The sequence below is a fragment of the Pseudonocardia oroxyli genome, assembly GCF_900102195.1.
GTDB classification, from domain to species: Bacteria; Actinomycetota; Actinomycetes; order Mycobacteriales; family Pseudonocardiaceae; genus Pseudonocardia; species Pseudonocardia oroxyli.
This window is the reverse complement of sequence record NZ_FNBE01000002.1, coordinates 429,142-455,754: the sequence shown is the minus strand read 5'-3', so window position 1 is coordinate 455,754 and position 26,613 is coordinate 429,142. Positions and strand designations below refer to the sequence as shown.

Below are 26,613 nucleotides of genomic sequence, written 5' to 3'. Positions count from 1 at the left end.
AGGAGCCCACCCGAGGAGAGACGTGATGCGCCGCAACCGTTCCTGGTGACTAGGCCGACACCGCGACGGTGCTCCGCGCGCCGCGGGTGAGCATCAGCATGGCGGCGAGCACGAGCCCGCCCGCTCCGCAGACGGCCACGGCGATCGCCGACGTCGACGCCTCGGCGACGAGCCCGCACACCAGGATGGCGAGCCCCTGCGCCGCGATCAGCCCGGACGCGGCCAGCCCCGTCGCCCGCCCGCGCACGGGCTCGGGACAGGTCCGGACGAACGAGGCCTGGGCGGGCACGAGCGCCGCGGTGCACAACGCGCCGGTCAGCGCCCACAGCACGACGACCGTCCACACCCAGGGCGTGAACGCGGACGCCACCAGCGGCACCCCCGCGAGCAGCGCGAACGGGATGATCATCCGCTCGCGCCACGCCTCCGGCACCCACCGGCTCACCACGATCGCGCCGAGCACGCTGCCCGCCGGGTCCGCCGCCATCAGCAGCCCGACGGCGGCGGGGCCGGCGCCGAGCTCGTCGGACAGGGGCGCGGCGAGGGCCTCGGGGGCGACGTAGCAGCCGACCAACCACACGGCCAGGGCGAGTGTGCGCAGTCGCGGGTGCGCGAACACCGTGCGCGCGCCCTCCCCGATGTCTCGCACCCAGGCCCCGAGGCCGCCGTCGGTCGGCCCGCCGGTGGGCGCGGGGCGGGCCCGCACCCCGAAGCGGACGAGGAGGGCCGAGAACAGGAACGTGCCCGCGTTGGCCAGGATGGCGACGCTGGGGTCGATCCACACGAGCAGGGCCCCGCCCAGGGCGAACCCGACGATCTGCGCCGTCTGGTTCGTGATCTGGCGGACGGCGAAGCCGCGCTCGAGGGCACTCTCCCCCCGCAGCACCTCCGGCAGCAGCGCGCCCTGCGCCGCGCTGTGCGGGGCGGCGAGGACGACCACGAGGACCAGCAGGGGGCAGAGCAGCGCGAGCGGGATCCCGGGGACGGCGAGCGGCACGACCAACAGCGCGCGGGCGACGTCGGAGACGACCATGACCTCGCGGCGGCGGAAGCGGTCGGCGACCCAGCCGAGGAGCACCCCGCCGAGCAGGGCGGGCAGGAAGGTCAGCGCGTAGACGACCGCGGCCCAGGCGGCCGAGCCGGTGCGCCCGTAGACGAGGACGGAGAAGGCGACGCGGGCGAGCTGGTCCCCGCAGATCGACACGAGCTCCGCCGCCCACAGGGCGCGGAACTCGGGGACGCGGAACACGCTCGCACCCGGTCTGGACTCAGCTTCCGGCACTGCTCCCCCGACGCGGTCTCCGGCGAACAACCCGGCGGTGCCGGGTCACCCGATCGATACGGAAAGTGACCGATCAGTCTCCGAGAGTCTAGGCATACGTCTCGCCGGACGGTCGGCGCACGGCGCCGGCCGGTGTGCCGTGGGTAGGGAATCCGCCGGTGTGGGCGTCCGGAGCCACCCGTGCGGGTGGTGGGACGAGGCGTGCGGCGGGCCGTCGACGCCGCCCGGGTTCGGGAGCGGGGGCGTGGGCCTGCGGTGTGTCGTACCGGCGGAACGCGGGTGTCACCAGGCGCGGTTGCGCATTGCGGGGTCCTCTCGGATCGGCGGGGTCGTGGGGGGCTCGTGTCACCAGGCGCGGTTGCGCATTGCGGGGTCCTCTCGGGTCCGTGGGGTCGTCGGACGGCTCGTGTCACCAGGCGCGGTTGCGCATTGCGGGGTCCTCTCAGGTCGCTGGGGTCGTCGGGGGGCTCGTGTCACCAGGCGCGGTTGCGCATCGGGCACTCCTTCGGCTGTCGGGTCGTCGGGGGGCTCGTGTCACCAGGCGCGGTTGCGCATTGCGGGTCCTCTCGGGTCGGTACGGGCGGCGGACGTCTCGGCTCACCAGGCGCGGTTGCGCATCAGGCACCTCTTTCGGTCGCAGGGACGACGATCAGGGCTCTCACCAGGCGCGATTACGCATCTCGGTCCTTCAGGTTGCAACGAACGGCGGAATGTCGGATGCTCACCAGGCTCGGTTGCGCACGACGTCTCCTCTCGCACCGGGGATTCGACGCTGTCGTCGCAGTACACGACGCAAGGCGAGAGAGGGTTCGATGAGGCCGCGGCACACACCTGCCTCCTTCCCGCCGTAACACACGCTCGCCCATCCCCGATCACATGAGCGCCGGCAGTCCCAGGAGTGGCGGACGTCGCACCCGGTACAGCTGGCAACGACGGCCGACTCGGACGGGTACGGCGCCCCACGAACGCGTGTTCCTCCGCCTCGGAAGTGGATCTCCGAGGCATGTGTCACCCAGAGTAGTCGAGAAACTCGATTCGGTACCGGTTCGGGGCATCCGGGTCGAGTGACCCGATGACTACGCTCGGATCATCACGACATCAGTCTGACCGGACGGGAGAGCATCTCGTGGCAGAGTCACCTCGACGGAGGTGCAGCGTCACCCGATGGGCGGTGTGGGCCCAGCCCACCCGGGTGATCGCTGTCCTCGGTGTCGTCGAGATGCTCGCGCTGATCCTCATCGGCGTCGCCTGGGTGCAGTTCCAGCCGACGTTCGAGGCCGTCGTCCTCGCGGTCCTCTTGGCCGCGGCCGGCATCGTGCACACCGAGGTGGCGACAGGTGTCGAGCGGGCCCGCCGCCAGGTGGGCGAGAAGTCCTACACCGACCTGTCCACCGTCTGGACCTTCGCCGCCGCCCTGCTGCTGCCCCCCGCACTCGCCACCGCGACGATCGTCGCCGTCTACACCCACCTGTGGTTCCGGGTGTGGAAGCCCGCCCGCTACCCGCTCTTCCGCAACACCTTCACGGCCACCACCGTGCTGCTGGCCGCACTGGCCGCGCAGGAGGTCGTCCGGGTCACCGGCGGCACCGACACCTGGGCGAACGGGCTCGCCGGAGTCGCGGCGCTGAGCGCCGCCACCTTCGCCTACGCCGCGGTCAACTGGCTGCTCATCGCGTTGGCCGTAGCCGTCAGCACGCCGGACGCCACCCGCGAGAACCTGTTCGGCCAGCTGGACGAGATCGCCGTGGAGCTGGCGACCCTCTGCCTGGCGGCGATGCTCGCGCTCACGCTCACCGTGTCCTGGTGGTTCGTGCTGCTCGTGTTCATCCCGATCCTGGTGCTGCAGCGGGCGGTGCTCTACCGCGAGCTCGCCGCCGCGGCCACCACCGACGGCAAGACCGGCCTGCTCACCGCCACCGCGTGGAACGCGCGGGCCGTCGAGGCCATCGACCGAGCCCGCCGGGAGCGCTCGACCCTGGCCGTCCTGGTGCTCGACCTCGACCACTTCAAGCGCGTCAACGACACCCACGGGCACGTCGCGGGCGACCGCGTCCTCGCCGCGGTGGCCGACGCGGTGCGCGCCGAGGTCCGCGGCGACGACCTCGTGGGCCGCTTCGGCGGCGAGGAGTTCGTGGTGCTGCTGCCCGGGCTGCCCGAGGCGCGGGCGACCGCGGAGCTGCAGGCGGTCGCCGAGCGGATCCGCGTGCGGGTGACCCACCTGGCCGTCCCGGTCGAGACGCCGGACGGGCCGCTGACGATCTCGGACCTCAGCATCTCCGTGGGCGGCACGATGGTGCCGCACACGCCCGGCACCACGGTCGAGCAGACCATCGCGTTGGCCGACCGCGAGCTGTACCGGGCCAAGGACTCCGGCCGCAACGCCGTGCGCATCGCGACCGCGACCGAGATCCCGACCCAGCGGGCCGAGGAGCCCCGGCCCGCGCCGCAGCCCGAGGTGTCCCCGGAGTCCTGACGGGGCCGGTCAGTCCTCCTGCGCGGTCCCCTCCACGTCGGCGGGGCTCTCGGGGGCGGCACCGGTCCGCACCACGGTCACCGTGCCTGCCTCGAGGTCGATCGGGCCCAGGCGGAAGGCCGGCGGCTCGCCGGTACCGGCCTCGCCCGCCTCGTCGGAGATCTTCGGACCCGGGAACAGCTGACCGAGAACACCCATGCGCCCGACCCTACGCGAGCGTGAGGGGCAGGGACGCGGGCAGCAGCCGCTGCGGGCTCCCCTGGTAGGTCGTGGTGCGCTGGCGCACCGGACGCCCGGCGGAGGCGGCGATGGCGGCGAGCTCCTCGACGGAGCGCTCGGAGCCGTTCTCCGAGCCCGCCATCCGGGAGATCGTCTCCTCCATCAGGGTGCCGCCCATGTCGTCCGCACCGCCGCGCAGGATGTCCGCGGCGAGCGAGTCGCCGAGCTTCACCCAGGAGCACTGGACGTGGTCGATACGCCCGTGCAGCGCCAGCCGGGCGAACGCGTGCACCGCCCGGTTGTCCCGCTCGGTGGGGCCCGGCCGGGCCAGCCCGGCGAGGTAGATGGGCGCGTTGTGGTGCACGAACGGCAGCGGCACGAACTCGGTGAAGCCGCCGGTGCGGTCCTGGATCGACGCGAGCGTGCGCAGGTGCCCGAGCCAGTGCCGCGGCTCGTCGACATGCCCGTACATCATCGTGGACGACGACGGGATGCCCAGCCGGTGCGCCGTGGAGACGACCTCGATCCACTGCGCCGCGGGCAGTTTGCCCTTGGTCAGCACCCAGCGGACCTCGTCGTCGAGGATCTCCGCCGCGGTCCCGGGGATCGAGCCCAGCCCGGCCGCCTTGAGCTCGGTCAGCCACTCCTCGATGGACACGCCCGCCTTGGCGGCGGCCGACACGATCTCCATCGGCGAGAACGCGTGCACGTGCATGCCCGGCACGGCCTCGCGGACCGCGCGCACCAGGTCGGCGTAGAAGGTGACCGGCAGCTTCGGGTCGATGCCGCCCTGGATGCAGACCTCGGTGGCGCCGTCGCGGGCCGCCTCGACCGCGCGCGCCGCGATCTCGGGCAGCGAGAGGCGGTAGGCGTCCGCGTCGCGCTCGCGCTGGGCGAAGGCGCAGAACCGGCAGCCGACGTAGCAGACGTTCGAGAAGTTGATGTTCCGGTTGATCACGTAGGTGACGTCGTCGCCGTTGACCTGGCGGCGGACGTCGTCGGCCAGCTTGACCAGCTCGAGGAGCGCGGGGCCCTCGGCCGTCAGCACGGCCATGGCCGCGTCGTGGTTCGCCGGGTCGAGCAGCGCCGCGGGGTCCGACGCCGCCAGGTCGAGCCCGGCGTGGACGTCTCCGGGGAGCCGCTCCGGGGCGGCGGCCCGTTGCGCCGCGAGCTCGGAGCGCAGCTCGTCCCAGTCGCCGTAGACGGACGCGAAGTCCCCGCGGCGGTCCTCGGTGCGTCCGGTGGTGTCGATGGAGGCGTGCAGGTCGGTGCGCCCGGTGGACTCGAAGCCGCCGTCGGGCTCCTGCCAGGACCGGCCCTCGACCGGCGCGTCCTCGTTCGCCAGGCCGGTCTCGGGGTCGGCCAGCGCGGCGACGTGCGCGTGCAGTCGGGTGTCGATCCACGGCGACCCCGCCAGCACGTACTTCGGGTAGACGGTCAGCCGCTCCCGCAGCGTGAACCCGGACTCCTGCGAGCGCGCCGCCAGCTCGTCGATCGCGGGCCAGGGGCGCTCGGGGTTCACGTGGTCCGGGGTCACCGGCGAGACGCCGCCCCAGTCGTCGATACCCGCGCGCAGCATCAGGGCGAACTCGTCCCCGACGAGGTTCGGCGGGGCCTGCACCCGCATCTTCGGCCCGAGCACCAGCCGCGTGACGGCGATGGTGGCGGCCAGGTCGTCGAGGTCCGCGTCGGGGTCGTTCGCCATCGCGGTGTCCGGCTTGGCCCGGAAGTTCTGCACGATGACTTCCTGGATGTGCCCGTGCGCCCGGGAGGACGACCGGATCGCGAAGATCGCGTCCGCCCGCTCGGCGCGGGTCTCCCCGATGCCGATCAGGATGCCGGTGGTGAACGGGACGCCCACGCGTCCGGCGTCGGTCAGGGTGCGCAGCCGGACCGCGGGCTCCTTGTCGGGCGAGCCGTAGTGCGGGCCGCCCTTCTCCGACCACAGCCGGGTCGCGGTCGTCTCGAGCATCATCCCCATCGACGGGGCGACGGGCTTGAGCCGCGTGAGCTCCTCCCACGACAGCACGCCCGGGTTGAGGTGGGGCAGCAGCCCGGTCTCCTCCAGGACGGCGATCGCGCACGCCCGCACGTACTCCAGCGTGGAGCCGTAGCCGCGCTCCTCGAGCCACTCCTGTGCCTGCGGCCAGCGGTCCTCCGGGCGGTCCCCGAGGGTGAACAGGGCCTCCTTGCAGCCCTGGGCCGCGCCCTGACGGGCGATCTCCACGACCTCGTCCCGCTCCAGGAACAGCGAGTCCAGCCTGCCGGGCACCGTGGCGAAGGTGCAGTAGTGGCAGCGGTCCCGACACAGCCGGGTCAGCGGGATGAACACCTTGCGCGAGTACGTGACCACGCCGGGGCGGCCGGCGTCGACCAGGCCGGCGTCGCGCACGGTCGACGCCGCCGCGAGCAGCGCGTCGAGATGCTCGCCGCGCGCGGCCAGCAGGACCGCGGCCTCGTTCACGTCGAGCACCGCGCCGTCCCGGGCGCGCCGCAGGGCGCGCCGGATCGCGGAGTCCGCGGGCGCCTTCTCGGCGGGGGCGGGTGGGACAGGCGCAGGGAGCGGCTCGGCCATCCGTCCAGACTAGGTCGGGTGTGGGCCCCGGTCGACCAGCGATCATCACGTCGATCCGGGGAATACTCTGCGACCGCCACGCGGGACACTGCTCCTGATGCGCCGACTCCTCCCGTTGCTGCTCCTCCTCGCCGCCTGTGCGCCCGCCCCGCCCGCGCCCGCCCCGCCCGCGCCCGCCCCGCCCGCGCCGGACCCGGGGAACACGGTCACGCTCACCCGTCCGGAGGGCGCGCGGCAGGCGATCGTGGTGCGGCCCTCGTCGGCGGGCGCGGGGGCCCCGCTCGTGCTGGTGCTGCACGGCAGCGGCGGCACGGCGCAGGAGATGCAGGGCCTCGGCTTCGATCCGCTCGCCGCCCGGGACGGGGTGGTCACGGCCTATCCGCAGGGACTCGACGGGACCTGGAACGCGGGCGGCTGCTGCGGCTCCGCGGTGCGGAACGGGGTCGACGACGTGGGCTACCTGACCGCGCTCGTGGCCGATCTGGTCGCGCGGGACGGCGTGGACCCGCACCGCGTCTACGCCGTCGGCTTCTCCAACGGCGCGATGATGAGCTACACGTGGGCCTGCGCGGGCGGCGCGCTCGCCGGGATCGGGCCGGTCGCGGGCGCGCTGACCGGCCCCTGCCCGAGCCCCGCCCCGGTCTCGGTCGTGGCGCTGGCGGGCACCGCGGACGACCGGGTGCGCATCGAGGGCCGCCCCGACCGGGGCTGGGCCTCGCTCGACGCCACCCTCGCCCCCTTCGTCGCCGGCTGCGACGCCCCCGGGACGCGGACCGCGATCACGTCCTGGGCCTGCCCCGGCGGACGCACCGTGACCCGGGAGATCCTCGACGGGCAGGGGCATTCCTGGCCGGACTCCGCGACCGCGTTCCTGTGGGAGCGGTTGATCATGGGCCACACTGGGTCCTGATGCGCCGCCTGCTCCCGCTGTTGTTGCTCCTCACCGCCTGCGCCCCCGCCGAGCAGGCCGCCGTGCCGCGTGCGGGCGAGCGATCGCTGAGCATCCCGACCCCCGACGGCACCCGCACCGCGACTGTCGTCCACCCGGCCGCCGCGGGCCCGGGCGCGCCGCTGGTCGTGGTGCTGCACGGGCACGGCGGCACCGCGTCGGCCATGCGGTCGCTCGGTTTCGACGACCTCGCCGCGCGCGACGGCGCCGTCGTCGCCTATCCCCAGGGCGTCGGCCGGAGCTGGAACGCGGGCCGCTGCTGCGGCACCGCCCGGTCCCAGGGGGTCGACGACCTCGGCTTCCTCGACACCCTGGTGGCCACCCTCGTGCGCGACGACGGCGTGGACCCCCGCCGCGTCTACGCCGTCGGCTTCTCGAACGGCGGGCACCTCAGCTACGCGTGGGCCTGCGCGGGCGGGGCGCTCGCCGGGATCGCGCCGGTCGCCGGGGCCCTGACCCGGGAGTGCCCGGACCCGACACCGGTGTCGGTCGTCGCCGTGGCGGGGACCGCCGACCGGACGGTGCCGGTGGCGGGCCTGGCGTCGCTGGGCAAGGCCTCGCTCGACGCGAGCATCGCCCCGTTCGTCCGGGTCGGCGCGTGCGGGAGCCCGGTGACCCGCGTCGACGGCGACGCCACCCTGACGACATGGGACTGCGCCGGCGGGCGGACCGTGACCAAGGACGTGATCACGGACCAGGAGCACGCCTGGCACCCCGGCACCCGAGACCTGCTGTGGGCGACCCTCCGCATCGGCGCCCCCGCCTGATGGGTGCTCGTGCCGGGGCGGGGCGCAGGGCGTCAGGGGCGCAGGGCGTCAGGGGCGCGGGGCGTCAGGGGCGCAGGGAATCGCAGTGCGATCGGCGGTCGTCGCGCTCGTCGACGGCCCTGGACCACCAGGCTCAGGTTCCTGACGGTCCAGGGCACCGACCATCCGAGCCCCCTCCGACCCGACACCGGCATCGCCGCGCGAAGCTCAGCTTCCTGACGGTCCAGCGGCCGCACTATCCGAGCCCCCTCCGACCCGGCTGCACCATCCCGGCACCACGCTCAGGATCCTGACGGTCTGGGGCCCCGACCGTCCGAGCACCCTCGGACCCGCGAACAGCGTCCCGGCACGGGGCCCAGGTTCCTGACCATCCCGCACCCGAACCGTCCTCGGCCGGATCGATGGACTGCCGGACCATCAGCAGCCTGAGCTTCACGCCGCCCCTCCACGAACCGACGCAGCGCCGGACGATCCGCCCCGCGGACCGTCAGGAACCTGAGCTCTTCGCGTGAAGCCGCCTCCGGATCGGCCCGCCACCGGACCACCAGCACCCTGGACCATCAGGACCCTGAGCTTCGCGCCACGACACCGCTGCCGGGTCGGACCGCACTCGGATGCTCGACACCCCGAACCGTCAGAAAGCTGAGCCACGCGCCGCCACCCGTCCGTCAGGTCGTCCCCCCTGCCGATCACCAGCACCCCGGACCATCAGAAAGCTGCGCAACGTGCCGCCACCAGGCACCCCACTCGAGCACAGCAGGGCGCGGCTCAGCGGGTCGTGCCCCGGCGTCCTCCGTCTAAGCGCGTCGGAAGCCGAACCAGGTCCGGCGCCGCTCGCCCGCCTCCTCCAGCTCGGCGAGCGCCTCCTGCACGGTCGGCGGCTCGGCGGAGCGCAGCCGGTCGACGAGGTCCGCGAACGGCGGCTCCAGCGCGGCGGTCCGGGCGAGGGTCTCGCCCAGGCCGCGCAGGTCGTCCGCGGCGCTCACGGGTCCGCCGGTCGGGTCGACGGCCAGCCGCGCCCGGGCGAGCCCGGTGTCGGTGAACGCGATCCGCCCGCCCTCGGCGAGCACGACCGCCGCGGGCCGGATCGCCCCGTGCACCAACCCGACCTCGTGGGCGCGACCGAGGGTGCCCAGCAGCCTGCGCGCGAGGTCCAGGGCGTCCTCGTAGGACAGCCGACCACCGGCGGAGGTGTGGTCCGAGAGCCGGACGCCGTCCGTGTACTCCGTGACGAGCAGGTCGAGCTCTCCGTCGGAGAGCACGTCGTGCACGGTGAGCAGGCCCGGGTCGCGCAGGGCGCCGACCAGCCGCGCCTCGCGAAGCAGGGCGTCCCGGAAGCGGGTGTGGTCGGCCGCGGTGGGGCGGCCGGGCAGGTGCAGCTCGCGGACGACGACCGGCCTGCCCGTGACCTTGTCCTGGGCCCGCCAGACGGGTCCCATGGCGCCGGCACCGAGGCCGTCGAGCACGAGGTAGCGACCGCCGACCAGGCGGGAGGGGATCATGCGAACGCGACCAGGACGGGGGCGTGGTCCGACCAGCGGGTGTCGTAGCTCGCGGCCCGCTCCACCCGCGCCTCGACGGGGGTCAGCCCGGGGGTGGCCAGGACGTGGTCGATGCGCCAGCCCGCGTCGTTGTCGAAGGCCCGGCCGCGGTAGGACCACCAGGTGTACGGGCCCTCGACGCCGGGGTGCAGGGCGCGCACGGTGTCCTGCCAGCCTGCGGCGTGCAGGTCGGCGAGCCAGGCGCGCTCGTGCGGGAGGAACCCGGAGTGGGCGAGGTTGCCCTTCCAGTTCCGGATGTCCGCCTCGGCGGGGGCGATGTTGAAGTCCCCCGCGACGACCGTGTGGCCGCTCGTACCCGCCAGGTGTTTGGCGAAGGAGGCGAGGAAGCGGTCCTTCTCCTCCTGCTTCGGCGTGCCCGCCGCACCCTTCGGCAGGTACAGCGACCCGACGGTGACCCCCGGCAGGTCCACCTCGACGTAGCGGCCCTGCTCGGCGAACTCCGGGTCACCGATCCCGGTGCGCACGGCCAGCGGCTCGTCCCGGCTGAGGATCGCGACGCCGTTGCGCCCCTTCGACAGCGCGCCCCGCGCGGGCTCCACCGTGAGGTGCCACCCGGCACCGGGGAAGTCCGCGGGCAGCTCGTCGGGCCGGGCCCGCACCTCCTGCAGGCAGACCACGGTGGCGGGCGTGGTGACGAGCCAGTCGAGGAACCCCTTGGCCGAGGCGGCTCGGACGCCGTTGACGTTCGCCGTGGCAAGAACCAACACGGTCTAGCAGGTGCTCCCCTCGGTCGCCGCCAGCCGCTCGTTGACCGCCCAGCGGTTGTCGCCGAGGAGCTTGCGGAACCCGTTCTCGATCAGTCCGGGCTCGGCGTCCACCCGGGCGCCCGGGGCCAGCTGGTCGACGGGCTCGAACTGGGTGCTGGCGCTGCGGTAGACGTCGAGCGGGGCGGCACCCTGGACGGCCATCACGCAGCCGGTCTCGTTCGTGGTGCCCGATCCCTGGGTGAACATCGCGACGACGGCGAGCACCGTGCCCGCGATCAGCACGAAGGTCCACCCCTTGAAGGACGACGCCTCCAGCTTGGGCACCGTGAACTTGGGCCGCAGCGCCATGATCGCCCCTCCCCGTGACACCGTGGGTCCCCACCGTAGCCCAGTGCGATGTCGGCGACCTCGGGATGAAACAGGACGCGCGTACGGTATAGCGTGGGCGCCGAGAGAAGTCGACGGAGTCTGCGGAGATTTGGAGCGGCGTGCAGTGAAGGTCATCTACACCTATACCGATGAGGCGCCTGCCCTGGCGACCCACTCCCTCCTCCCGGTCATCGAGGCCTACGCCGGAAAGGCGGGGATCGACGTCGAGACCCGGGACATCTCGCTCGCCGCCCGGATCCTCGCGCAGTTCCCGGACCTGCTGAGCGACTCGCAGCGGGTGTCCGACGCGCTCACCGAGCTGGGTGAGCTGGCCAAGACGCCCGAGGCCAACATCATCAAGCTGCCGAACGTCTCGGCCTCGATCCCCCAGCTCAAGGCCGCGATCGCCGAGCTGCAGGCGGCGGGCTACGCGGTGCCGGACTACCCGGAGAACCCGCAGTCCGAGGCCGAGAAGGCCGCCCGCGCCGCGTACGACGCCGTCAAGGGCTCCGCCGTCAACCCGGTGCTGCGCGAGGGCAACTCCGACCGCCGCGCGCCCGCCTCGGTGAAGAACTTCGCCAAGAAGCACCCGCACTCGATGGGCGCCTGGTCGCCGGAGTCGAAGTCCCACGTCTCGACCATGAGCGACGGGGACTTCCGGCACTCCGAGAAGTCCGTGACGCTCCCCGCGGCCACCACGCTGCGGATCGTGCACACCGCCGCCGACGGCACCGAGACCGTGCTCAAGGACGGGCTGAAGGTCCTCGAGGGCGAGGTCGTGGACGCCGCGGTCATGAGCGCGGCCGCGCTGAACACCTTCCTCGCCGAGCAGGTCGCGGACGCCGCCGAGCAGGGCGTGCTGTTCTCCGTGCACCTCAAGGCCACGATGATGAAGGTGTCCGACCCGATCCTGTTCGGGCACGCCGTGAAGGCGTACTTCAAGGACGTCTTCGCGCAGTACGGCGAGGACCTGGCCTCGGTCGGCGCGTCGCCGAACGACGGGCTCGCCTCCGTGCTGACCGCGCTGGACAAGCTCCCGGCCGACAAGAAGCAGGCCATCAGCGACGCGATCGAGGCCGGCTACAGCTCCGGCCCGCGCCTCGCGATGGTCGACTCCACGCGCGGGATCACCAACCTCCACGTGCCGTCCGACGTCATCATCGACGCCTCGATGCCGGCCGCCATCCGGTCGTCGGGCCAGATGTGGAACGCCGACGACGCCCAGCAGGACACCAAGTTCGTCATCCCGGACTCGTCCTACGCGCCGCTCTACGCCGAGACCGTCGACTTCTGCCGCGAGCACGGCGCCTTCGACCCGACGACCATGGGCACCACCCCCAACGTGGGCCTGATGGCGCAGAAGGCCGAGGAGTACGGCTCCCACGACAAGACCTTCGAGATCGAGACCGCGGGCACCGTCCGGGTCCTCGACGGGGACGACGTGCTGCTCGAGCACGCCGTCGAGCCGGGTGACATCTGGCGTGCCTGCCAGACCAAGGACGCGCCGATCCGCAACTGGGTGGAGCTGGCCGTCGGGCGGGCGCGGGCCACCGGCTGGCCCGCCGTGTTCTGGCTGGACGAGACCCGCGGGCACGACGCGGAGATCATCGAGAAGGTACGGGCCCAGCTCGCCGAGCTGGACACCGACGGCCTCACGATCGAGATCCTCCCGGTCGCCGAGGCCACCCGGTACACGCTGCAGCGCGCCAAGGCGGGCGAGGACACCATCTCGGTCACCGGCAACGTGCTGCGCGACTACCTCACCGACCTCTTCCCGATCCTCGAGCTGGGGACCTCGGCGAAGATGCTCTCGATCGTCCCGCTGATGAACGGTGGCGGCCTGTTCGAGACCGGCGCGGGCGGCTCGGCGCCGAAGCACGTGCAGCAGCTGGTCAAGGAGAACCACCTGCGCTGGGACTCCCTCGGTGAGTTCCTGGCGCTGGCGGTCTCGCTGGAGTTCCTGGCGGAGAAGACCGACAACGAGCGGGCGAAGATCCTCGGGGCCACGCTGGACGCCGCCACCGGCACGCTGCTCGAGACGGGCAAGTCGCCGTCGCGCAAGGTCGGCGAGCTCGACAACCGCGGCTCGCACTTCTACATCGCGCTGTACTGGGCGCAGGAGCTGGCGCGGCAGACCGCCGACCCGGAGCTCGCCGCGATCTTCGCTCCGCTGGCCGAGAAGCTGGCCGCGGACGAGTCGACCATCGTGGAGGAGCTGAACGCGGTCCAGGGCTCGCCCGTGGACCTCGGCGGCTACTACTACGTCGACAAGGCCAAGACCGACACGGTGATGAAGCCGAGCAAGACCCTGAACGAGGCGCTCTCCTCCTTCTGAGCCGCCGCTCCGCGGCCCGTGAGTGGTAAGTGGTGCCAGAGCACCACTTACCACTCACGAGCGCCGGAGGCGCCGCTCAGCCGACGGTGAGCGAGCCGCGGGTGATCGTGAGGGCGAGCAGCAGCACCGCGATCCCGAAGCCCGTGTAGCAGACGACGTCGACGATCCGGCCCCGGATCGCGAGCAGTCCCGCCCGCGGGGGCGGCAACACCCCGCGCAGCACCGCGGCGACCAGCAGCGACCCGCCCAGCAGGGCCGATCCCTGCCGCCAGTGCTCGGTGAGCACCTGCACCATGCCGAACGCGGCGATCAGCAGCACGATCAGCAGCGCGCCGTGGGTCTCCAGCCACGCCCGCGGCCCGACCCGGGTGGGCGTGGTCCGCGGCACGTCGGCGGAGTGCGGCCCGGCCGCCCCGAGGGTCGCCGCCTCCGGCGGCATGGGCGTACCGGTCCGCCGTTCGGCCGCGGACCGGACGACGGGGGTCGGCTGGGTCCGGGCACTCGGCCCGCCCGCCCCGACCTCCGGCATGACGGGCGACGGGTTCGGGGGCGGGCTCGGGACCCTCCACGGCGGACCGGCGGGCGGACCGGCCGCCTGGGCGGCGGGCCGCGCCGTGGGCGGGCCGGGCGGCGGGCCCGACGAGGCGTCGGGTCGGTCGGCGGGCGGGTCGACGGGCAGGGCGGCGGGCTGGGAGGCGGGCGCGGCGGCGGACTGCGCAGCCGGCCAGGGCCTGCGGGACCAGCCGGGACGGATCGCCGCGTCACCTCCGGAGGGGTGCGGCGCCGAGGACTGATCGCTCGCCGCCCGGCGGTCCCGCTCGGAACGGGCGGGCCAGGCGTCGGCCCGGTCGGGGCGGTCCGGCTGGTCGGGCTCCTCCTCGGCGCGGCTCACCGCGTCGCCCCCGCGGCGGCGGGCAGGGCGCACCGCGTCGCCGCCGTCCGTCTCGCCGTCACGGGGCCATCCTCGCAGAACCGCCGGGACCGGGCCGGGGCGCCGCCCGCGCACCCCGTTCACCGGGTCGTGGCTGCCCGAACGGTCAGCTCACCCCGCCGACCGAGACGGTTGCACCGAGAAAGTCGAGGTCGGGGTCTGCCCGTTCGTAGGGTCCGCCGAGTCTGTGACGCCGCGCACAATCGCTGCGCCGGCGCTGACGTCCCGTCTCCGGGGCAAGCCCTGCCGGCTGACTCGACGAGGAGCATTCATGACTGTCGAAAGCGACGTGCAGACCGGGGCGCATGCCGCACCAGAGGCCCCGGCGGCCCCCGCTCCGGCGGGCAACCCGGCGCTGCTGGGCCTGATCACCTTCCTCCCTTCGGGCGTCACGCTCGGCCTGTGGTTCCTCGGCTACCTGGACACGGCGGCCCTGCCGGGCGGCATGATCCCGATCGTCAGCCTGTCCGCGGGCCTGTTCCTGATGATCTCGGCGGTGTGGGCCGCGCGGCTGGCCGCCAACACCGTGGCCGCGATCTTCGGGGTGTTCTCGGCGTTCTGGCTCAGTTTCGGCGCGCTGCTGACCGGCCTGACCAGCGGCTGGTGGGGGGTCGCCGACGCCGCGGCCGTGGCGAACGTGCAGCGCACCTACCTACTGTCGTTCACCCTGGTGTTCATCCTGCTCACCCTGGCGACGCTGCGGCTGCCGATCGCGTTCACGGCCGGGTTCGTGTTCGTGGACATCACGTTCGTGCTGGCCTTCCTCGGCGTGAGCACGGGCAACGCCGGGCTGTTCCCGATCGCGGGCATCACGACCCTGGTCTTCTGCGCGATCTTCGCCTACATCCTGTTCGACGGGTTCGCCCAGGACCTGGGAGGGAAGGCGATGCCCCTGGGCAACGCCCTGGTGAAGTAGCCCCCGCACCCCGACGACGAGCCCGGGCACCCGCCCGGGTTCGTCGTCGTGTGTCAGATCGAGACAGCGGCACCGCCCGATGTGGACGTTAATACGTGTGACGGAGCACACAGCACACCCGCGCCCGTGCTCGCTCCGCGCTCGGATCAACGACGTCTGGAGCGTGTCATGACCACTGAGAGCCCCGCGAGCCCCGCGAGCACCGCGACCACGAGCCCGGTGGAGGCGCCACCCGCAGCGCCGACCGGCAATCCCGCCCTCCTCGGCCTGCCCGCCTTCCTCGTGGGCGGGATCGGCCTGACGCTCTACCTGTTCGGGTACCTGCCCGCGGCGGCGGTGGGCACGCTCGTCCCGATGACGCTCGTCGTCTCGGGTCTCGGCCTGCTGGTGGCGGGCTGGTGGGCGATCCGGATCGGGCAGGGCGCCGTGGGCGCGATCTTCACCGTGTTCGCGACCTTCTGGCTGAGCTACGCCTACCTCGTCCTCTCCCTGGTCAACGACTGGTTGAAGATCCCGGCGGACGACACGGCCACCGCGCAGGCGACCTTCCTGATCGGCTGGCTCGCCGTCTTCGCGGTGCTCACCCTGGCCACGCTGCGGCTGCCGCTGGCCTTCACCGCACTGTTCACCCTGGTCACGATCACGGTGGCGCTCGTCCTGGTGGCCACCCTGACCGGGAGCACGGGCCTGCTCACGATCGCGGGGATCGGCGCGGCGCTGTTCTGCCTCGTCGCCATCTACATCTTCGTGGACGGCATGACCCAGGAACTGGGCGGCCCGGCCCGTTCCATGGGCAACCCGCTCGTCCACTGAGGCTCGGGGCGCGGCCGGCCGCTCGAGCCCGGCCGCGTCCCGTCTCACCGGAAGTCCCGGGACTTCACCGCGACCGTCAGCGGGAGGCGCTGGAGGCGGTCCGCCAGCAGGTTGAGGACGCCCTCGGGGCTCCGCTCCAACCGTCCCCGCACCAGCAGCGCCGCGCTGCCCAACGCCACGGAGCGGTACCGGGCCCACAGCCCCTCGGAGCACGTGACGTTGAGCATCCCGCTCTCGTCCTCCAGGTTCACGAACGTGACCCCGCGGGCGGTCGCGGGCCGCTGCCGGTGCGTGACCAGCCCGCCGACCAGCACCCGCCGCGGCGGGCGATCCGGATCGTGCGGGTCCCCGCCCAACGGGTCGAGCCGGTCGATCCGGACGGCGCCGAGCCCGTCGAGCCTCTCCCGGAGGTGCTGCATCGGGTGGGAGTCCGGCGAGACCCCGGTGGCCCAGACGTCCGCCACCGTCTCCTCGACGTCCGTCATCCCCGGTAGGGCGGGCGCCGCCAGCCCGACGGCCGCCCCCGGCAGGTGCTCCGGGCGGACCCGCGCGACCACCCCGGCCGCCCACAACGCCGCGCGCCGGTCGATCCCGAAGCAGCCGAACGCCCCCGCCGTCGCGAGTGCCTCCGCCTGCGGTCCGGTGAGCTGGACCCGGCGGGCCAGGTCGGCGAGGTCGGCGTACGGGCCGCCCCGCACGCGCTCCTCCTCGATCCGCTCGGCGAGCTCGGTGCCGATCGTGCGGATCTCCCGCAGCCCGGTCCGGACCGCCCAGCCGCCGGCGCTCTCGGCGTCGGGTTCGAGGATCGCGGCCGCACCGCCGCGGTTGACGTCCGGACCGAAGGCCTTCACCCCGTGCCGCCGTGCGTCCGCGACCAGGGACTGCGGCGAGTAGAACCCCATCGGTTGGGAGTTGAGCAGCGCCGCGCAGAAGGCGGCGGGATGGTAGAGCTTGAACCAGGAGCTGGCGTAGACCAGCGAGGCGAAGCTGATCGAGTGGCTCTCCGGGAAGCCGAAGTTCGAGAAGGCCAGCATCTTCTGGAAGATCGTCTTCGCGACGTCCGGCGGGATCCCCTTGTCCGCCATGCCCGCGAAGAACCGCTCCCGCAGGTTCTCCATCCGCTCCGCGGACCGCTTGGAGCCCATGGCGCGGCGCAGCTCGTCCGCGTCCGACGCCGAGAAGCCCGCCACGTCCACGGCGATCTGCATCAGCTGCTCCTGGAACAGCGGCACGCCGAGGGTCTTCTCCAGCGCCCCGGCCAGCAGCGGGTGGTCGTACTCCCAGGTCTCCAGCCCGTTCCGGCGCCGGATGTAGGGGTGCACCGACCCGCCCTGGATCGGCCCCGGCCGGATCAGTGCCACCTCGACCACGAGGTCGTAGAACTCGCGGGGCTTCAGCCGCGGGAGCGTGGCCATCTGCGCCCGCGACTCCACCTGGAACACGCCCACGGAGTCCGCCCGCTGCAGCATCGCGTAGACGGCGGGATCGCTCTGGTCGAGATCGTGCAGCTCCACCTTCGTGCCGTCGTACCGCGCGACGAGGTCCTGCATCAGGTGCAGTGCCGTGAGCATCCCCAGCCCGAGCAGGTCGAACTTGACCAGCCCGGCCGCCGCACAGTCCTCCTTGTCCCACTGCACGACGGTCCGGTCCGCCATCCGCGCCCACTCCACCGGCACCACCTCGGACACCGGACGGTCGCAGATCACCATGCCGCCGGAGTGGATCCCGAGGTGGCGCGGGAACCCCAGCAGCTGCCCCGCCAGGTCCAGCACCGGCTGCGGCAGCCCCTCGTCTCCCGACAGCCCGCCCCAGCGCTCGATCCGCTTGCTCCACGCGTCCTGCTGGCCGGGCGAGAAGCCCAGCGCCTTCGCCATGTCCCGCACCGCCGAGCGGGGCCGGTAGGTGATCACGTTCGCCACCTGGGCGGCGTGGGTGCGCGCGTACCGCTCGTAGACGTACTGGATCACCTCCTCCCGCCGGCCGGACTCGATGTCCAGGTCGATGTCCGGGTAGCCGTCCCGGTCCGGGGACAGGAACCGCTCGAAGAGCAGACCGTGGCGCACCGCGTCGACGTGGGTGATGCCCAGCGCGTAGCAGACCGCGGAGTTCGCGGCGGAGCCCCGGCCCTGGCAGAGGATGTTCGCGCGGCGGCAGAACGCCACGATGTCCGCGACGATCAGGAAGTAGCCGGGGAAGTTCTTGCTCTCGATGATCTCCAGCTCGTGCTTCACCATGTCCGCGGCGAACCGGTTCTCCGCACCGCTGCCGTACCGCTGCATGACCCCCCGCCAGGTCAGCGCCCGCAGCCAGCTCGCCTCGGTCTCCCCGGGCGGGACGTCGAACGGGGGCAGGTCCGGCGCCACCAGCCGCAGCTCGAACGCCAGCTCCCGGCCCAGCACGGCCGCGCGTTCGACCGCCCCCGGGTAGCGGGCGAAGCGCCGCTCCATCTCGTCCCCGCCGCGCAGGTGCCCCGAGACCGCGGCGGGCAGCCAGGGGTCCGCGTCGTCCAGGCTGCGGCGGGCCCGCACCGCCGCCACCGCGCTCGCCAGCGGGAACCGCTCCCGCCGCGCGTAGTGCGCCGCCGTGGTCGCGACGACCGGGACGCCCTCCTCGGCGGCGAGCGCGGCCAGCAGGTCGTTCCGTTCGGTGTCCTCGGGCAGCGCCTGGTGGGTCAGCTCGACGACGACGTGCTCCCGGCCGAACCGGTCCACCAGACCCCGCAGCGCCTCCGCCCCCGCCCGGGGACCGCCGCGGCGCAGCGCCTGCTGCACCGTGCCCTTGCGGCACCCGGTGAGCGCGACGACCCGGCCCCGCACGTCCTCCACGACCTCCGCCGGGGCGTAGACCGGGCGGCCCTTCTCCGCCCCGCGCAGCTGCGCCGCACTGATCGTGCGGCACAGCGCCCCGTACCCCTCCGGGCCTCGGGCGAGCAGCAGCAGGTGGCTGCCCTCCGGATCGGGCACCCCGTTCTGCGGCGCGGACAGCCCCACGCTCAGCTCGGCGCCGAAGACCGTGCGCATCCCCAGCCCGCGCGCGGCCTCGGCGAAGCGGACCACGCCGTACATCCCGTCGTGGTCGGTGAGCGCGAGCGCCTCCAGACCCAGCTCGTGAGCCCGTTCGACGAGCTCCTCCGGATGGCTCGCCCCGTCGAGGAAGCTGAAGTTCGAGTGGCAGTGCAGCTCCGCGTAGGGCGTGGCGGACTCGCCCCGCTCCAGGGGTGGCGCCTCGTACGGCCCACGCCTGGCGGACCAGGCGGGCGAGTCCCCGCCGTCCCGCTCCGGGCCGCCCGTCAGGCTCGCCCCGGAGCGGCCCGAGAGGATCCCCTCCAGCTCGCGCCAGCTGACGTCCGGGTTGCTCCACCCCATCCCCCCACTCTACTCGAACAGATGTTCGATCAGGCGACCACCGGGAGGAACGGGTCCAGCCAGGATCGGAGCGCCGCCTTCGGCCGCGCACCCGTGACCTGTGCGACCACCGCACCGCCCCGGTACAGCGCGAGCGTGGGCATGCCCAGTACCCCCGCGGCGGCGGCGGTGCGCGGGTTCTCGTCGACGTCCAGCGCCACGATCTCGACCCGCCCCGCCAGCTCCTGCGCCAGCTCGGCGAGCACCGGCGCGATCATCCGGCAGGGCGGGCACCAGGTCGCCGTGAACTCCACCAGCACGGGCAGCGGCGACTCCAGCACCCGCGCCGCGAACCCCGCGTCCGTGACTTCCTCGATCATGTCTCTCCCCCGGTGAACTGGCAGCGGGCCTGTTCCAGCTGCCCCTCGAGCTCGGCGCGGATCGCCTGCAGCCGGGCCAGCGACGCATCGACCTCGGCGAGCTTCGCCCGGTAGACCGCGATCGAGTCCGGACAGCTCCCGCCGCTCGGGTGCCCCGCCCGCAGGCACTCGACGAACGGGCGCGTCTCCTCCAGCGACATGCCGAGATCCACCAGCGCCCGGATCTCCGCGACCGCCGCGACGTCCTCCGCGCCGTAGGCCCGGTAGCCGTTCGCCGCCCGCCGCGCGGGCAGCAGGCCCAACTCCTCGTAGTGCCGCAACGCCCGCGGGCTCACCCCCGCGCGCTCGGCCAGCTCCCCGATCCGCATGGGCGCGACGCTAGACCTTGCCCTCGACGAGAAGGCCAGCCCGAAAGGCGCGACGGCCGAGTCATCCACAGGTTCGGACGAGTGCCACCCGAACGGACCACCGCCGGGGACGTCCGCGCAGCGCACAGAGCTGACCGGATGACACCGGCCGGGCCGCTCCCCAGCCCCCGACCGGCGTCATCCGGTCCGACGGGGGGCGCGGACCCGGGGGCTCCCCAGCTACCGGTCGCGCTCACTCCCGATGCCCCTGATTCCACTCCCCCAGCCTGAGAGGAGCCTGTGCCGCAGCCGTGGAGCGTCCGTGGATACTCCGGCCCGGCACACGGCGCCCGAATGGCGGACACTGATCGAAACCGGACGAACGGGGTATCGATGCGCGGACGACTGGCGGGGCTCGTGGGGCTCGCGGCCCTCCTGGTGGGCTGCGGTGCAGCCCCGGCACCCGCCGCGGCGCCGGCGAGCGACCCGACGCTGCCCGCGCGACTCGTCGCGACCGCGAGCGGCGACCGCGCCCACGCCCACCTGGAGCGGCTCCAGGCGATCGCCGACGAGCACGGCGGCAACCGAGCCCTGGGCACCCCGGGCTACGACGCGAGCGTCGACTACGTGGCCGAGACGCTGCGGGCGGCGGGCTTCACCGTGGACACCCCGTCGTTCGACGTCCGGGCGTTCGCGCTCCAGGACAAGCGGCTGACCGTGGACGGCGCCCCGGTCGAGGCGGGGGCCATGGGTTTCTCCCCCGCGGGCGAGGTCAGCGCACCGCTGCACGTGGCGGGCACGCTCGGCTGCACACCGGAGGAGCTCGCCGGGACGCCCGCGGGCGCCGTCGTGCTCGTCCAGCGGGGGACCTGCCCGTTCGGGGTGAAGTCCCAGAACGCGCGCACGGCGGGGGCCGCCGCGTTGATCGTCTCCAACAGCGAGGACGGCCCGCTCGACGGCACCCTCGGCGACCTCGACGGCACGGTCCCGTCCCTGGGCGTCTCGAAGGCCGTCGGGGAGCAGCTCGCCACCCGCGCCGGGGCGCCGGTCACCCTGCTCGTCGCGGCCACGACCACCGAGACGACCAGCCGGAACGTCATCGCGCAGACCACCACCGGGAACCCGGACCGGGTCGTGATGGCCGGGGCGCACCTCGACTCCGTGCCGGAGGGACCCGGGATCAACGACAACGGCACCGGATCGGCCGCGCTGCTCGACGTCGCGCTCGCCCTGGGTCCCGCGCCCGCCGCCGAGCAGGCCGTGCGGTTCGCGTGGTGGGGCGCCGAGGAGGTCGGCCTGGTCGGCTCCACGCGGTACGTCGAAGGACTCTCGCCGGAGGATGCGGCGCGGATCGCGCTCTACCTGAACCTGGACATGGTCGGGTCGCCCAACCCCGGCTACCTCGTCTACGACGGCGACGACTCCGACCGCGAGGGCGAGGGCCCGGGCCCGGCGGGGTCGGCCGCCGTGGAGCAGGTGCTGCTCGAGCAGCTCGCCGCGGTCGGGGTGCAGGGCTCCGGCACGGACTTCGACGGCCGCTCGGACTACGGCCCCTTCATCGAGGCGGACATCCCTGCGGGCGGGCTGTTCACCGGCGCGGAGGAGGCGAAGACCCCCGAGCAGGCGACACAGTGGGGCGGCACGGCGGGCACCCCGTACGACGCCTGCTACCACCAGCCCTGCGACACCCTCGCCAACGTCGACCGCCAGGCCCTGGACCGCAACGTGGACGCCCTGGCGGGCACGATCGGCCGCTTCGCCCTCACCCTGAACGGCGTCCCGCCCCGCTGACCGCGAGTCCCCCACTCCCGACACGCGAGTCCCCCGGTCCGGACACGCGAGTCGGACATCGGCGGGCGAGCACCTCGGCCGACGGGTCCGGCGGCGCGACCCCTCCGGGCCCGGCTCAGTCATAGATCCCGACGACCCACCAGCGCTGCTCCCGGTACCGGAGCAGGAGGGCGACACCGTCGGACAGCTCGACCTGCAGCCGGGAACCCACCGCGCCCTCCGGCGACCACCAGCGCTGCACCACCGGCCACGGCCCCGCCCAGCCGCGGATCTCCCGGGGCGGGTGCGGCGGCAGCAGCAGGCGGTGCGGGTCGGCGCTGAGCAGGTCCGGTTCGGGCAGGTGGACGGGCTGGTCCGCAGCGTCTCGCAGCTCGACGGGCAGGGGTTCGGCGGGCACCGTCGCGGGCGAGGGCGCGGGTAACCGGCCGGGCCAGGCGGGCACCGGGTCCCGCGCCGCCGCGGCCGTGCGCACCGCCTGGGAGCGGGCGGGCCCGCGGGCCACGGGCTCCTTGTGGTTCGCGGGTGCGGTGCCGCGCAGCGCGGCCTCCGGAGCGTCCGGGGCGAACCCGCGCGGGGCGGCGCGCGCGAGGGGAGGCGGGGGCTGCGGCGCCGAGTCCGGCGTGGCGCCCGCCCCGACACCCGCGGGGGCATCACCCGAGACGTCCTCCCCAGCGCCGGTGTCCGACTCGCGAGCCTGCAGCGGAGGACTCGCGGGCTCGGTGAGGGGGACGCGCGTGTCCGGACCGAGGGGCTCGTGGGTCCGGTCCGGGGGACTCGCGGGTCCGGGGTGCGGGACTCGCGTGTCCGGGGTGCGGGACTCGCGTGTCCGAGGTGCGGGACTCGCGTGTCCGGAGTGGGGGACTCGCGGGGCCGGGGTGGGGGACTCACGGACGAGGTGGAGGGCCGGGGGTGTGCGGACGCCCAGCGCTCGGCCGGCGGGGTGGGCGAGCACGGACCGGCGCAGGGCGTCCGGGTAGGGGCCGTAGCCGGGGGTCGGTGCAGGGGCGGGCGGGCCCTCGAGCGGACCGGCGCCGCGGGTGCCCGCCTCGCGGTCGTCTCCCCACGGCACGAGCCGCACCCGCTCCCCGGGATCACGGCCGCCCGTCAGCACCGCCGTGACCACGGACTCCGGCCCGAGCAGGGCCTGCACCCGGACCAGGGCGCGGCCCGCGCGCTCGTCGGACTCCCCGACGTCTCCCCACAGCCCGAGCTGCAGCGCCCCCGCGGTGACCGTCTCCTCCGGGGTGAGCCGCAGCGCGACGACCGCGCCGGAGCCGCCGCGGGTGAGCCAGGCGTCGAGCTGCCAGCGGACCCGGTCGACCGTGCCCGAGGGGGTGAGCGGCTCCGCGCACCGCCACACCCGCACCAGTTCCTCGCCCTGCTCGGTGCGCGCCCACACCCCGAGCCGCGTGCACGACAGACCGTGCCCGGCCAGCGTGCGGTGCAGCCGCTCCGCGAGCGACCGGGCGGCGAACGCGGCCGCGTCCACCCGCTCCACCGGCGGGTCCAGCTCGACCTCGGCGGCCAGCTCCTCCGGCGGTCGACGACGGACGGGCGGGCGGGGGTCCAGGCCGCGGGCGAGCCGGTGGGCCAGCACCGCGTCGGCGCCGAAACGGGAGGCGACGTCCGCGGCCGCGAGCGCGCCGAACGCCCCCAGGCTCCGCAGACCCAGGCGGCGCAGCAGGTCGACGAGCTCGGCCCGGTCGACGTCCGGCTCCCGGTCGAGCTCCGCCACGCTCAGCGGGGCGAGGAACTCCGCGCTACGCCCGGCCTCGACGCCCACGCCGCGCCGCGCCGCGAGCACCGCCGCGAACAGCCCGTCCGCGAACCCGATCTGCACCTCGACGCCGGTCCGCGCGGCCACCTGGTCGACCAGCCGCTCGGCCGCGGCCCGCTCGCCGCCGAAGTACCCGACCGGGCCCTTCGCGGGCAGCACGAGCAACCCCGGCCGGACCACCTCCACGCCCGGCGCCAGCTCCTCCACCGCGACGACGACGGGCTCGAACGCCCGCGCGTCCCGCTCGGTGTCCGGGGTCAGGACCGCGATGTCGGGACACCGTGCCTGCGCCTCGCGCCGGCGCAACCCCCGGCGCACCCCCGAGGACCGGGCCCCCGCCGAGCACGCCACCACCCGGTTGGCCAGGAACACCGCCGCGGGCCGGTGGGGGGACACGTGCGCGGCCTTCATGGCCGCGACCACCGGCCAGTCCGGCGCCCACACCGCCACCACCCGCTCCGCGCTCATCGGGGCCCCCTGATCGCGGCCTGCGGTGCGCAGGTGCCGTATCCGGCACCTGCGCGCCGCGGACGGCGATCGTCGGCGCCGCCGCTCACGACACCGCCGCCGCGGCCGCCGGCTCCTCCGCGCCCGAGCCCGCGCCGGGCCACCCGGGATCGGCCGCACCGGGATCGGCCACGTGCCCCACCTCCGCGACCCCCCGCGCACCCGGCAGCAGCAGTTCCGCCTCCCGACCCGCGACCCCCGTGCCCCGGCCGCCGCAGTGCACCACCGCGCGGCGCGCGCGCAGCCTGCCCGCGCCCCGATCCGTCCCGCGCCAGCGCACGTCCCGACAGCCCAGGGTCAGGTCCGCGCCGGGCCAGGGACCCAGCGCGAGCAGCACCGACCCGCGTTGCCGGGCACGGGCGGCCAGCCGCTGCCGGTCCCCCGCCCGCACTCCGCGGGCACCGGCCAGCACCACGAGGTCCAGCCCGTCGAGCAGCGCGGACGCCACCGCCACCAGGTCCGCACCCGGCTGGGGCACGAGCGCGAGCCGCTCGAGCCGCACCCCGGCCTCCGCGGCGGCGACCGCACCGAGCCCGGGCACCCCGACCACCCCCGCCCACGCGCCCTCCGCCGACGCCTCGGCGAGCAGCGCGAACAGCAGGGACAGCGACCCGGGGCCACCCGCGACCGCCACCGTGCTCCCCCGCCGCAGCCCTCCCGCGGGCAGCAGCGGGGACAGCGCCGCCGCGACCGGGAGCACCCGGCCGTCCTCCCCCGGAGCGGGTGCGGGGCGCTCCGTCCCGGCGGTCCGCTCCTCCATCCGGCGCAGCAGCCCACGGGCGGCGGCGAGCCGGTCGGCGGCACTCTCCCCCGAGCGCGCCGCCGACCGCTCCGGGCCCGCGGACCGGCGGGCCTCCTCCGGGTGGCTCCCCGGCCCTCGCGCCGCACCGGGCGGACGGCCGCTCCCCACCACCGTGCCGCCCGGCTCCTGCTCGGGCCAGTCCGTCCACTCCGCGGGCGGCCACGGCTCCGCCGCCCTCACCGGTCCCCCGACCCGGCGTGACCACCACCGCGCTCCTCATCACCCTCTCGGGTGGTCTTCGCCGAGCGGATCTCACGCAGAGCACGCCCGCCCGCACTCTCCGACCACCCCGCACGGCCCGACCGGCGACCCGCACCGCCGACACACACCCCGCCGCGGACCCCTCCGGCGACGAGCCCGCCCAGCGACCGGGGAGACCCCTTCCCACCAGCAACGACCCGGACACCACGACGGCACACGGCGACACCTCTCCCACGCGACGAGCGACACCGCGGGGAGACGGTGTTCGAACTGACGTTCGAACTCTAACGCAGCCGCCCGGCTCGCTCAAGCCACGATCGGGTAGCCGAAGATCCGCGAAAAGACAAGATGGCCTTGAGGCTGTACGGCGCAGCAGGATTGAGCCTGATGGAGCACACACGGATCGTCGCGCTGGTCCCCGCGCACGACGAGGAACGCGCCCTGCCCGCGGCACTGGCGTCGCTGCGGGCGCAGCGCGTCGGCCCGGACCGGGTGGTCGTCGTGGCCGACGGGTGCACCGACGGGACCGCCGCGGTCGCCCTCGCACACGGCGCCGAGGTGCTCGAGACGGTCGACAACACCGATCGCAAGGCGGGCGCCCTGAACCAGGCCCTGCGCGTCCTGCTCCCCACCCTCGACGACGCCGACCTGCTCCTCGTCCTCGACGCCGACAGCGCCCTGAGCAGCGACTTCCTCGCGCTCGCGCGCGCCCACCTCGACGACCCGACCGTCGGCGCGATCGGCGGGATCTTCCACGGCCGCCCCGACGACGCGCACGGCCTGCTCGGCGAGCTCCGGCCCCGCGCGCTGCCGGGCGCCCTGCAGCGCAACGAGTACACCCGCTACGCCCGTGAGATCGCCCGCCGCGGCGGCCGCGCCCGCGTGCTCACGGGCACCGCAACCCTCTTCCGGGTGCGCACCCTGCGCCGCATCGCCGCCGAGCGCGGCACCGCGCTGCCCGGCCGCCCCGGCGACGTCTACGACTCCCGCGCGCTCACCGAGGACAACGAGATCACCCTGGCCGTGCGCACGCTCGGCCTGCGCGCCGTGTCGCCTGCCGGGTGCACCGTCGAGACCGAGGTCATGCCGACCTGGCGCGATCTCTGGCACCAGCGGATGCGCTGGCAGCGCGGTGCGCTGGAGAACCTGCGTGCCTACGGCTTCTCCCGGGTCACCGCGCCGTACTGGCTCCAGCAGGTCGGGATGTATCTCGGCATCCTCGCCGTGGTGCTGTTCCTGCTGGCCACGGCGCTGTTCGCGGCGTTGGGCGAGCTCGGGCCGCCGCGCGGTGTCTGGCTGCTGGTCACCGCGGTGTTCGTGGTCGAGCGGATCTGGACGGTCCGCCGCCGCGGGTGGCGCGGGATCCTGCTGGCCGCACCGATCGTCGTCGAGTTCGGCTACGACCTGTTCCAGCAGGCCGTCTACCTCGCCGCCGCGACCGCGCTGGCCCAGGGCCGCACGGCGCGCTGGCACCATCTCAGCCCGGCCCCGATCTGATGTACGGGAGGGCCGGTGACACCGCGCTCACGGCCGCGCCCGCGGGCGCCCTCGCCGTCGGCGGGCTCG

Annotated in this window: 19 protein-coding genes and 1 pseudogene; 8 read left to right on the top strand and 12 right to left on the bottom strand. The window is 74.4% G+C overall.

Annotated features, from left to right (window positions below):
- Nucleotides 1-49: 49 nt before the first annotated feature.
- The gene (locus tag BLS43_RS04860; RefSeq protein WP_176921164.1) at nt 50-1,249 is read right to left on the bottom strand and encodes an MFS transporter; all 1,200 of its coding nucleotides are present in this window, start codon (nt 1,247-1,249) and stop codon (nt 50-52) included.
- Between the two features lie 1,225 nt (nt 1,250-2,474).
- Between BLS43_RS04860 and BLS43_RS04855 the strand changes: the two genes are divergently transcribed.
- Complete coding sequence (locus BLS43_RS04855; RefSeq protein ID WP_176921163.1) at nt 2,475-3,755, top strand: GGDEF domain-containing protein; 1,281 nt, start codon at nt 2,475-2,477, stop codon at nt 3,753-3,755.
- Between the two features lie 9 nt (nt 3,756-3,764).
- On the opposite strand, the gene BLS43_RS04850 is transcribed toward BLS43_RS04855, so the two are convergent.
- Together BLS43_RS04850 and BLS43_RS04845 are read right to left on the bottom strand one after the other, a co-directional pair.
- Entirely contained in the window at nt 3,765-3,953 is a 189-nt protein-coding gene (locus tag BLS43_RS04850) for a hypothetical protein (protein WP_093077253.1), read from the bottom strand.
- Nucleotides 3,954-3,963: 10 nt separating this feature from the next.
- On the bottom strand, nt 3,964-6,549 hold the full coding sequence (locus BLS43_RS04845; protein WP_093077250.1) for a bifunctional FO biosynthesis protein CofGH: 2,586 nt from the start codon (nt 6,547-6,549) through the stop codon (nt 3,964-3,966).
- A gap of 97 nt (nt 6,550-6,646) precedes the next feature.
- Here BLS43_RS04845 and BLS43_RS04840 point away from each other — a divergent pair, with 97 nt between their 5' ends.
- Together BLS43_RS04840 and BLS43_RS04835 are read left to right on the top strand one after the other, a co-directional pair.
- On the top strand, nt 6,647-7,459 hold the full coding sequence (locus tag BLS43_RS04840; protein WP_093077248.1) for a CE1 family esterase: 813 nt from the start codon (nt 6,647-6,649) through the stop codon (nt 7,457-7,459).
- Nucleotides 7,459-8,265 carry a CE1 family esterase gene (locus BLS43_RS04835; RefSeq protein WP_093077245.1) on the top strand — a complete coding sequence of 269 codons (807 nt, stop codon included), beginning with the start codon at nt 7,459-7,461 and terminating at the stop codon, nt 8,263-8,265. The genes BLS43_RS04840 and BLS43_RS04835 overlap by 1 nt, the downstream gene beginning before the upstream one ends.
- Before the next feature lie 797 nt (nt 8,266-9,062).
- Here the strand turns inward: BLS43_RS04835 and BLS43_RS04830 are convergent.
- Genes BLS43_RS04830 through BLS43_RS04820 form a run of 3 tightly spaced genes read right to left on the bottom strand, consistent with a single transcriptional unit; the run spans nt 9,063 to nt 10,882 of the window.
- On the bottom strand, nt 9,063-9,767 hold the full coding sequence (locus tag BLS43_RS04830; protein WP_093077242.1) for a protein kinase domain-containing protein: 705 nt from the start codon (nt 9,765-9,767) through the stop codon (nt 9,063-9,065).
- The gene (locus BLS43_RS04825) at nt 9,764-10,534 is read right to left on the bottom strand and encodes an exodeoxyribonuclease III (RefSeq protein WP_093077239.1); all 771 of its coding nucleotides are present in this window, start codon (nt 10,532-10,534) and stop codon (nt 9,764-9,766) included. Before BLS43_RS04825 ends, BLS43_RS04830 begins: the two co-directional genes overlap by 4 nt.
- A 3-nt stretch (nt 10,535-10,537) precedes the next feature.
- Nucleotides 10,538-10,882: a hypothetical protein gene (locus BLS43_RS04820; protein WP_093077236.1), complete on the bottom strand. Its 345-nt coding sequence runs from the start codon at nt 10,880-10,882 to the stop codon at nt 10,538-10,540.
- A gap of 145 nt (nt 10,883-11,027) precedes the next feature.
- Here BLS43_RS04820 and BLS43_RS04815 point away from each other — a divergent pair, with 145 nt between their 5' ends.
- A complete protein-coding gene (locus tag BLS43_RS04815; protein WP_218129702.1) occupies nt 11,028-13,238 on the top strand; it encodes an NADP-dependent isocitrate dehydrogenase in 2,211 nt (736 codons plus the stop codon).
- A 76-nt stretch (nt 13,239-13,314) separates the two neighbouring features.
- On the opposite strand, the gene BLS43_RS31610 is transcribed toward BLS43_RS04815, so the two are convergent.
- Nucleotides 13,315-14,130 carry a DUF3017 domain-containing protein gene (locus BLS43_RS31610; RefSeq protein ID WP_281245809.1) on the bottom strand — a complete coding sequence of 272 codons (816 nt, stop codon included), beginning with the start codon at nt 14,128-14,130 and terminating at the stop codon, nt 13,315-13,317.
- 310 nt (nt 14,131-14,440) lie between these two features.
- Here BLS43_RS31610 and BLS43_RS04805 point away from each other — a divergent pair, with 310 nt between their 5' ends.
- Complete coding sequence (locus BLS43_RS04805) at nt 14,441-15,085, top strand: GPR1/FUN34/YaaH family transporter (protein ID WP_093077233.1); 645 nt, start codon at nt 14,441-14,443, stop codon at nt 15,083-15,085.
- 168 nt (nt 15,086-15,253) lie between these two features.
- Nucleotides 15,254-15,898 (top strand): acetate uptake transporter family protein, encoded by a 645-nt coding sequence (locus BLS43_RS04800; RefSeq protein ID WP_093077230.1) that lies wholly within the window; start codon nt 15,254-15,256, stop codon nt 15,896-15,898.
- A 44-nt stretch (nt 15,899-15,942) separates the two neighbouring features.
- Here the strand turns inward: BLS43_RS04800 and BLS43_RS04795 are convergent, their stop codons facing one another.
- The 3 genes from BLS43_RS04795 to BLS43_RS04785 are packed head-to-tail and all read right to left on the bottom strand — an operon-like array spanning nt 15,943 to nt 19,990.
- Complete coding sequence (locus BLS43_RS04795; RefSeq protein WP_093077227.1) at nt 15,943-19,263, bottom strand: error-prone DNA polymerase; 3,321 nt, start codon at nt 19,261-19,263, stop codon at nt 15,943-15,945.
- Nucleotides 19,264-19,292: 29 nt separating this feature from the next.
- A complete protein-coding gene (gene trxA / locus BLS43_RS04790) occupies nt 19,293-19,622 on the bottom strand; it encodes a thioredoxin (protein ID WP_093077224.1) in 330 nt (109 codons plus the stop codon).
- Nucleotides 19,619-19,990 carry a MerR family transcriptional regulator gene (locus tag BLS43_RS04785; RefSeq protein WP_093077221.1) on the bottom strand — a complete coding sequence of 124 codons (372 nt, stop codon included), beginning with the start codon at nt 19,988-19,990 and terminating at the stop codon, nt 19,619-19,621. The genes trxA and BLS43_RS04785 overlap by 4 nt, the downstream gene beginning before the upstream one ends.
- Before the next feature lie 372 nt (nt 19,991-20,362).
- Between BLS43_RS04785 and BLS43_RS04780 the strand changes: the two genes are divergently transcribed.
- Entirely contained in the window at nt 20,363-21,760 is a 1,398-nt protein-coding gene (locus BLS43_RS04780; protein WP_093077218.1) for a M28 family peptidase, read from the top strand.
- A gap of 970 nt (nt 21,761-22,730) precedes the next feature.
- On the opposite strand, the pseudogene BLS43_RS30420 reads toward BLS43_RS04780, so the two are convergent.
- Both BLS43_RS30420 and BLS43_RS29820 read right to left on the bottom strand, forming a co-directional pair.
- Nucleotides 22,731-24,005 (bottom strand): annotated as a pseudogene (locus BLS43_RS30420) (DNA polymerase Y family protein); the annotation flags it as partial.
- 85 nt (nt 24,006-24,090) lie between these two features.
- Nucleotides 24,091-25,026: a hypothetical protein gene (locus BLS43_RS29820; RefSeq protein WP_176921162.1), complete on the bottom strand. Its 936-nt coding sequence runs from the start codon at nt 25,024-25,026 to the stop codon at nt 24,091-24,093.
- A 408-nt stretch (nt 25,027-25,434) separates the two neighbouring features.
- On the opposite strand from BLS43_RS29820, the gene BLS43_RS04765 reads away from it, so the two are divergent.
- Complete coding sequence (locus tag BLS43_RS04765) at nt 25,435-26,544, top strand: glycosyltransferase family 2 protein (RefSeq protein ID WP_245707292.1); 1,110 nt, start codon at nt 25,435-25,437, stop codon at nt 26,542-26,544.
- The last annotated feature ends 69 nt before the right edge of the window (nt 26,545-26,613 follow it).

Bases quoted from the DNA above. Each gene is read 5' to 3' on its own strand.
- BLS43_RS04850 (WP_093077253.1), bottom strand. From the start codon at position 3,953: ATGGGTGTTCTCGGTCAGCTGTTCCCGGGTCCGAAGATCTCCGACGAG.
- BLS43_RS04845 (WP_093077250.1), bottom strand. From the start codon at position 6,549: ATGGCCGAGCCGCTCCCTGCGCCTGTCCCACCCGCCCCCGCCGAGAAG.
- BLS43_RS04840 (WP_093077248.1), top strand. From the start codon at position 6,647: ATGCGCCGACTCCTCCCGTTGCTGCTCCTCCTCGCCGCCTGTGCGCCC.
- BLS43_RS04835 (WP_093077245.1), top strand. From the start codon at position 7,459: ATGCGCCGCCTGCTCCCGCTGTTGTTGCTCCTCACCGCCTGCGCCCCC.
- BLS43_RS04830 (WP_093077242.1), bottom strand. From the start codon at position 9,767: ATGATCCCCTCCCGCCTGGTCGGCGGTCGCTACCTCGTGCTCGACGGC.
- BLS43_RS04820 (WP_093077236.1), bottom strand. From the start codon at position 10,882: ATGGCGCTGCGGCCCAAGTTCACGGTGCCCAAGCTGGAGGCGTCGTCC.
- BLS43_RS04805 (WP_093077233.1), top strand. From the start codon at position 14,441: ATGACTGTCGAAAGCGACGTGCAGACCGGGGCGCATGCCGCACCAGAG.
- BLS43_RS04800 (WP_093077230.1), top strand. From the start codon at position 15,254: ATGACCACTGAGAGCCCCGCGAGCCCCGCGAGCACCGCGACCACGAGC.
- BLS43_RS04795 (WP_093077227.1), bottom strand. From the start codon at position 19,263: ATGGGGTGGAGCAACCCGGACGTCAGCTGGCGCGAGCTGGAGGGGATC.
- trxA (WP_093077224.1), bottom strand. From the start codon at position 19,622: ATGATCGAGGAAGTCACGGACGCGGGGTTCGCGGCGCGGGTGCTGGAG.
- BLS43_RS04785 (WP_093077221.1), bottom strand. From the start codon at position 19,990: ATGCGGATCGGGGAGCTGGCCGAGCGCGCGGGGGTGAGCCCGCGGGCG.
- BLS43_RS04780 (WP_093077218.1), top strand. From the start codon at position 20,363: ATGCGCGGACGACTGGCGGGGCTCGTGGGGCTCGCGGCCCTCCTGGTG.
- BLS43_RS04765 (WP_245707292.1), top strand. From the start codon at position 25,435: ATGGAGCACACACGGATCGTCGCGCTGGTCCCCGCGCACGACGAGGAA.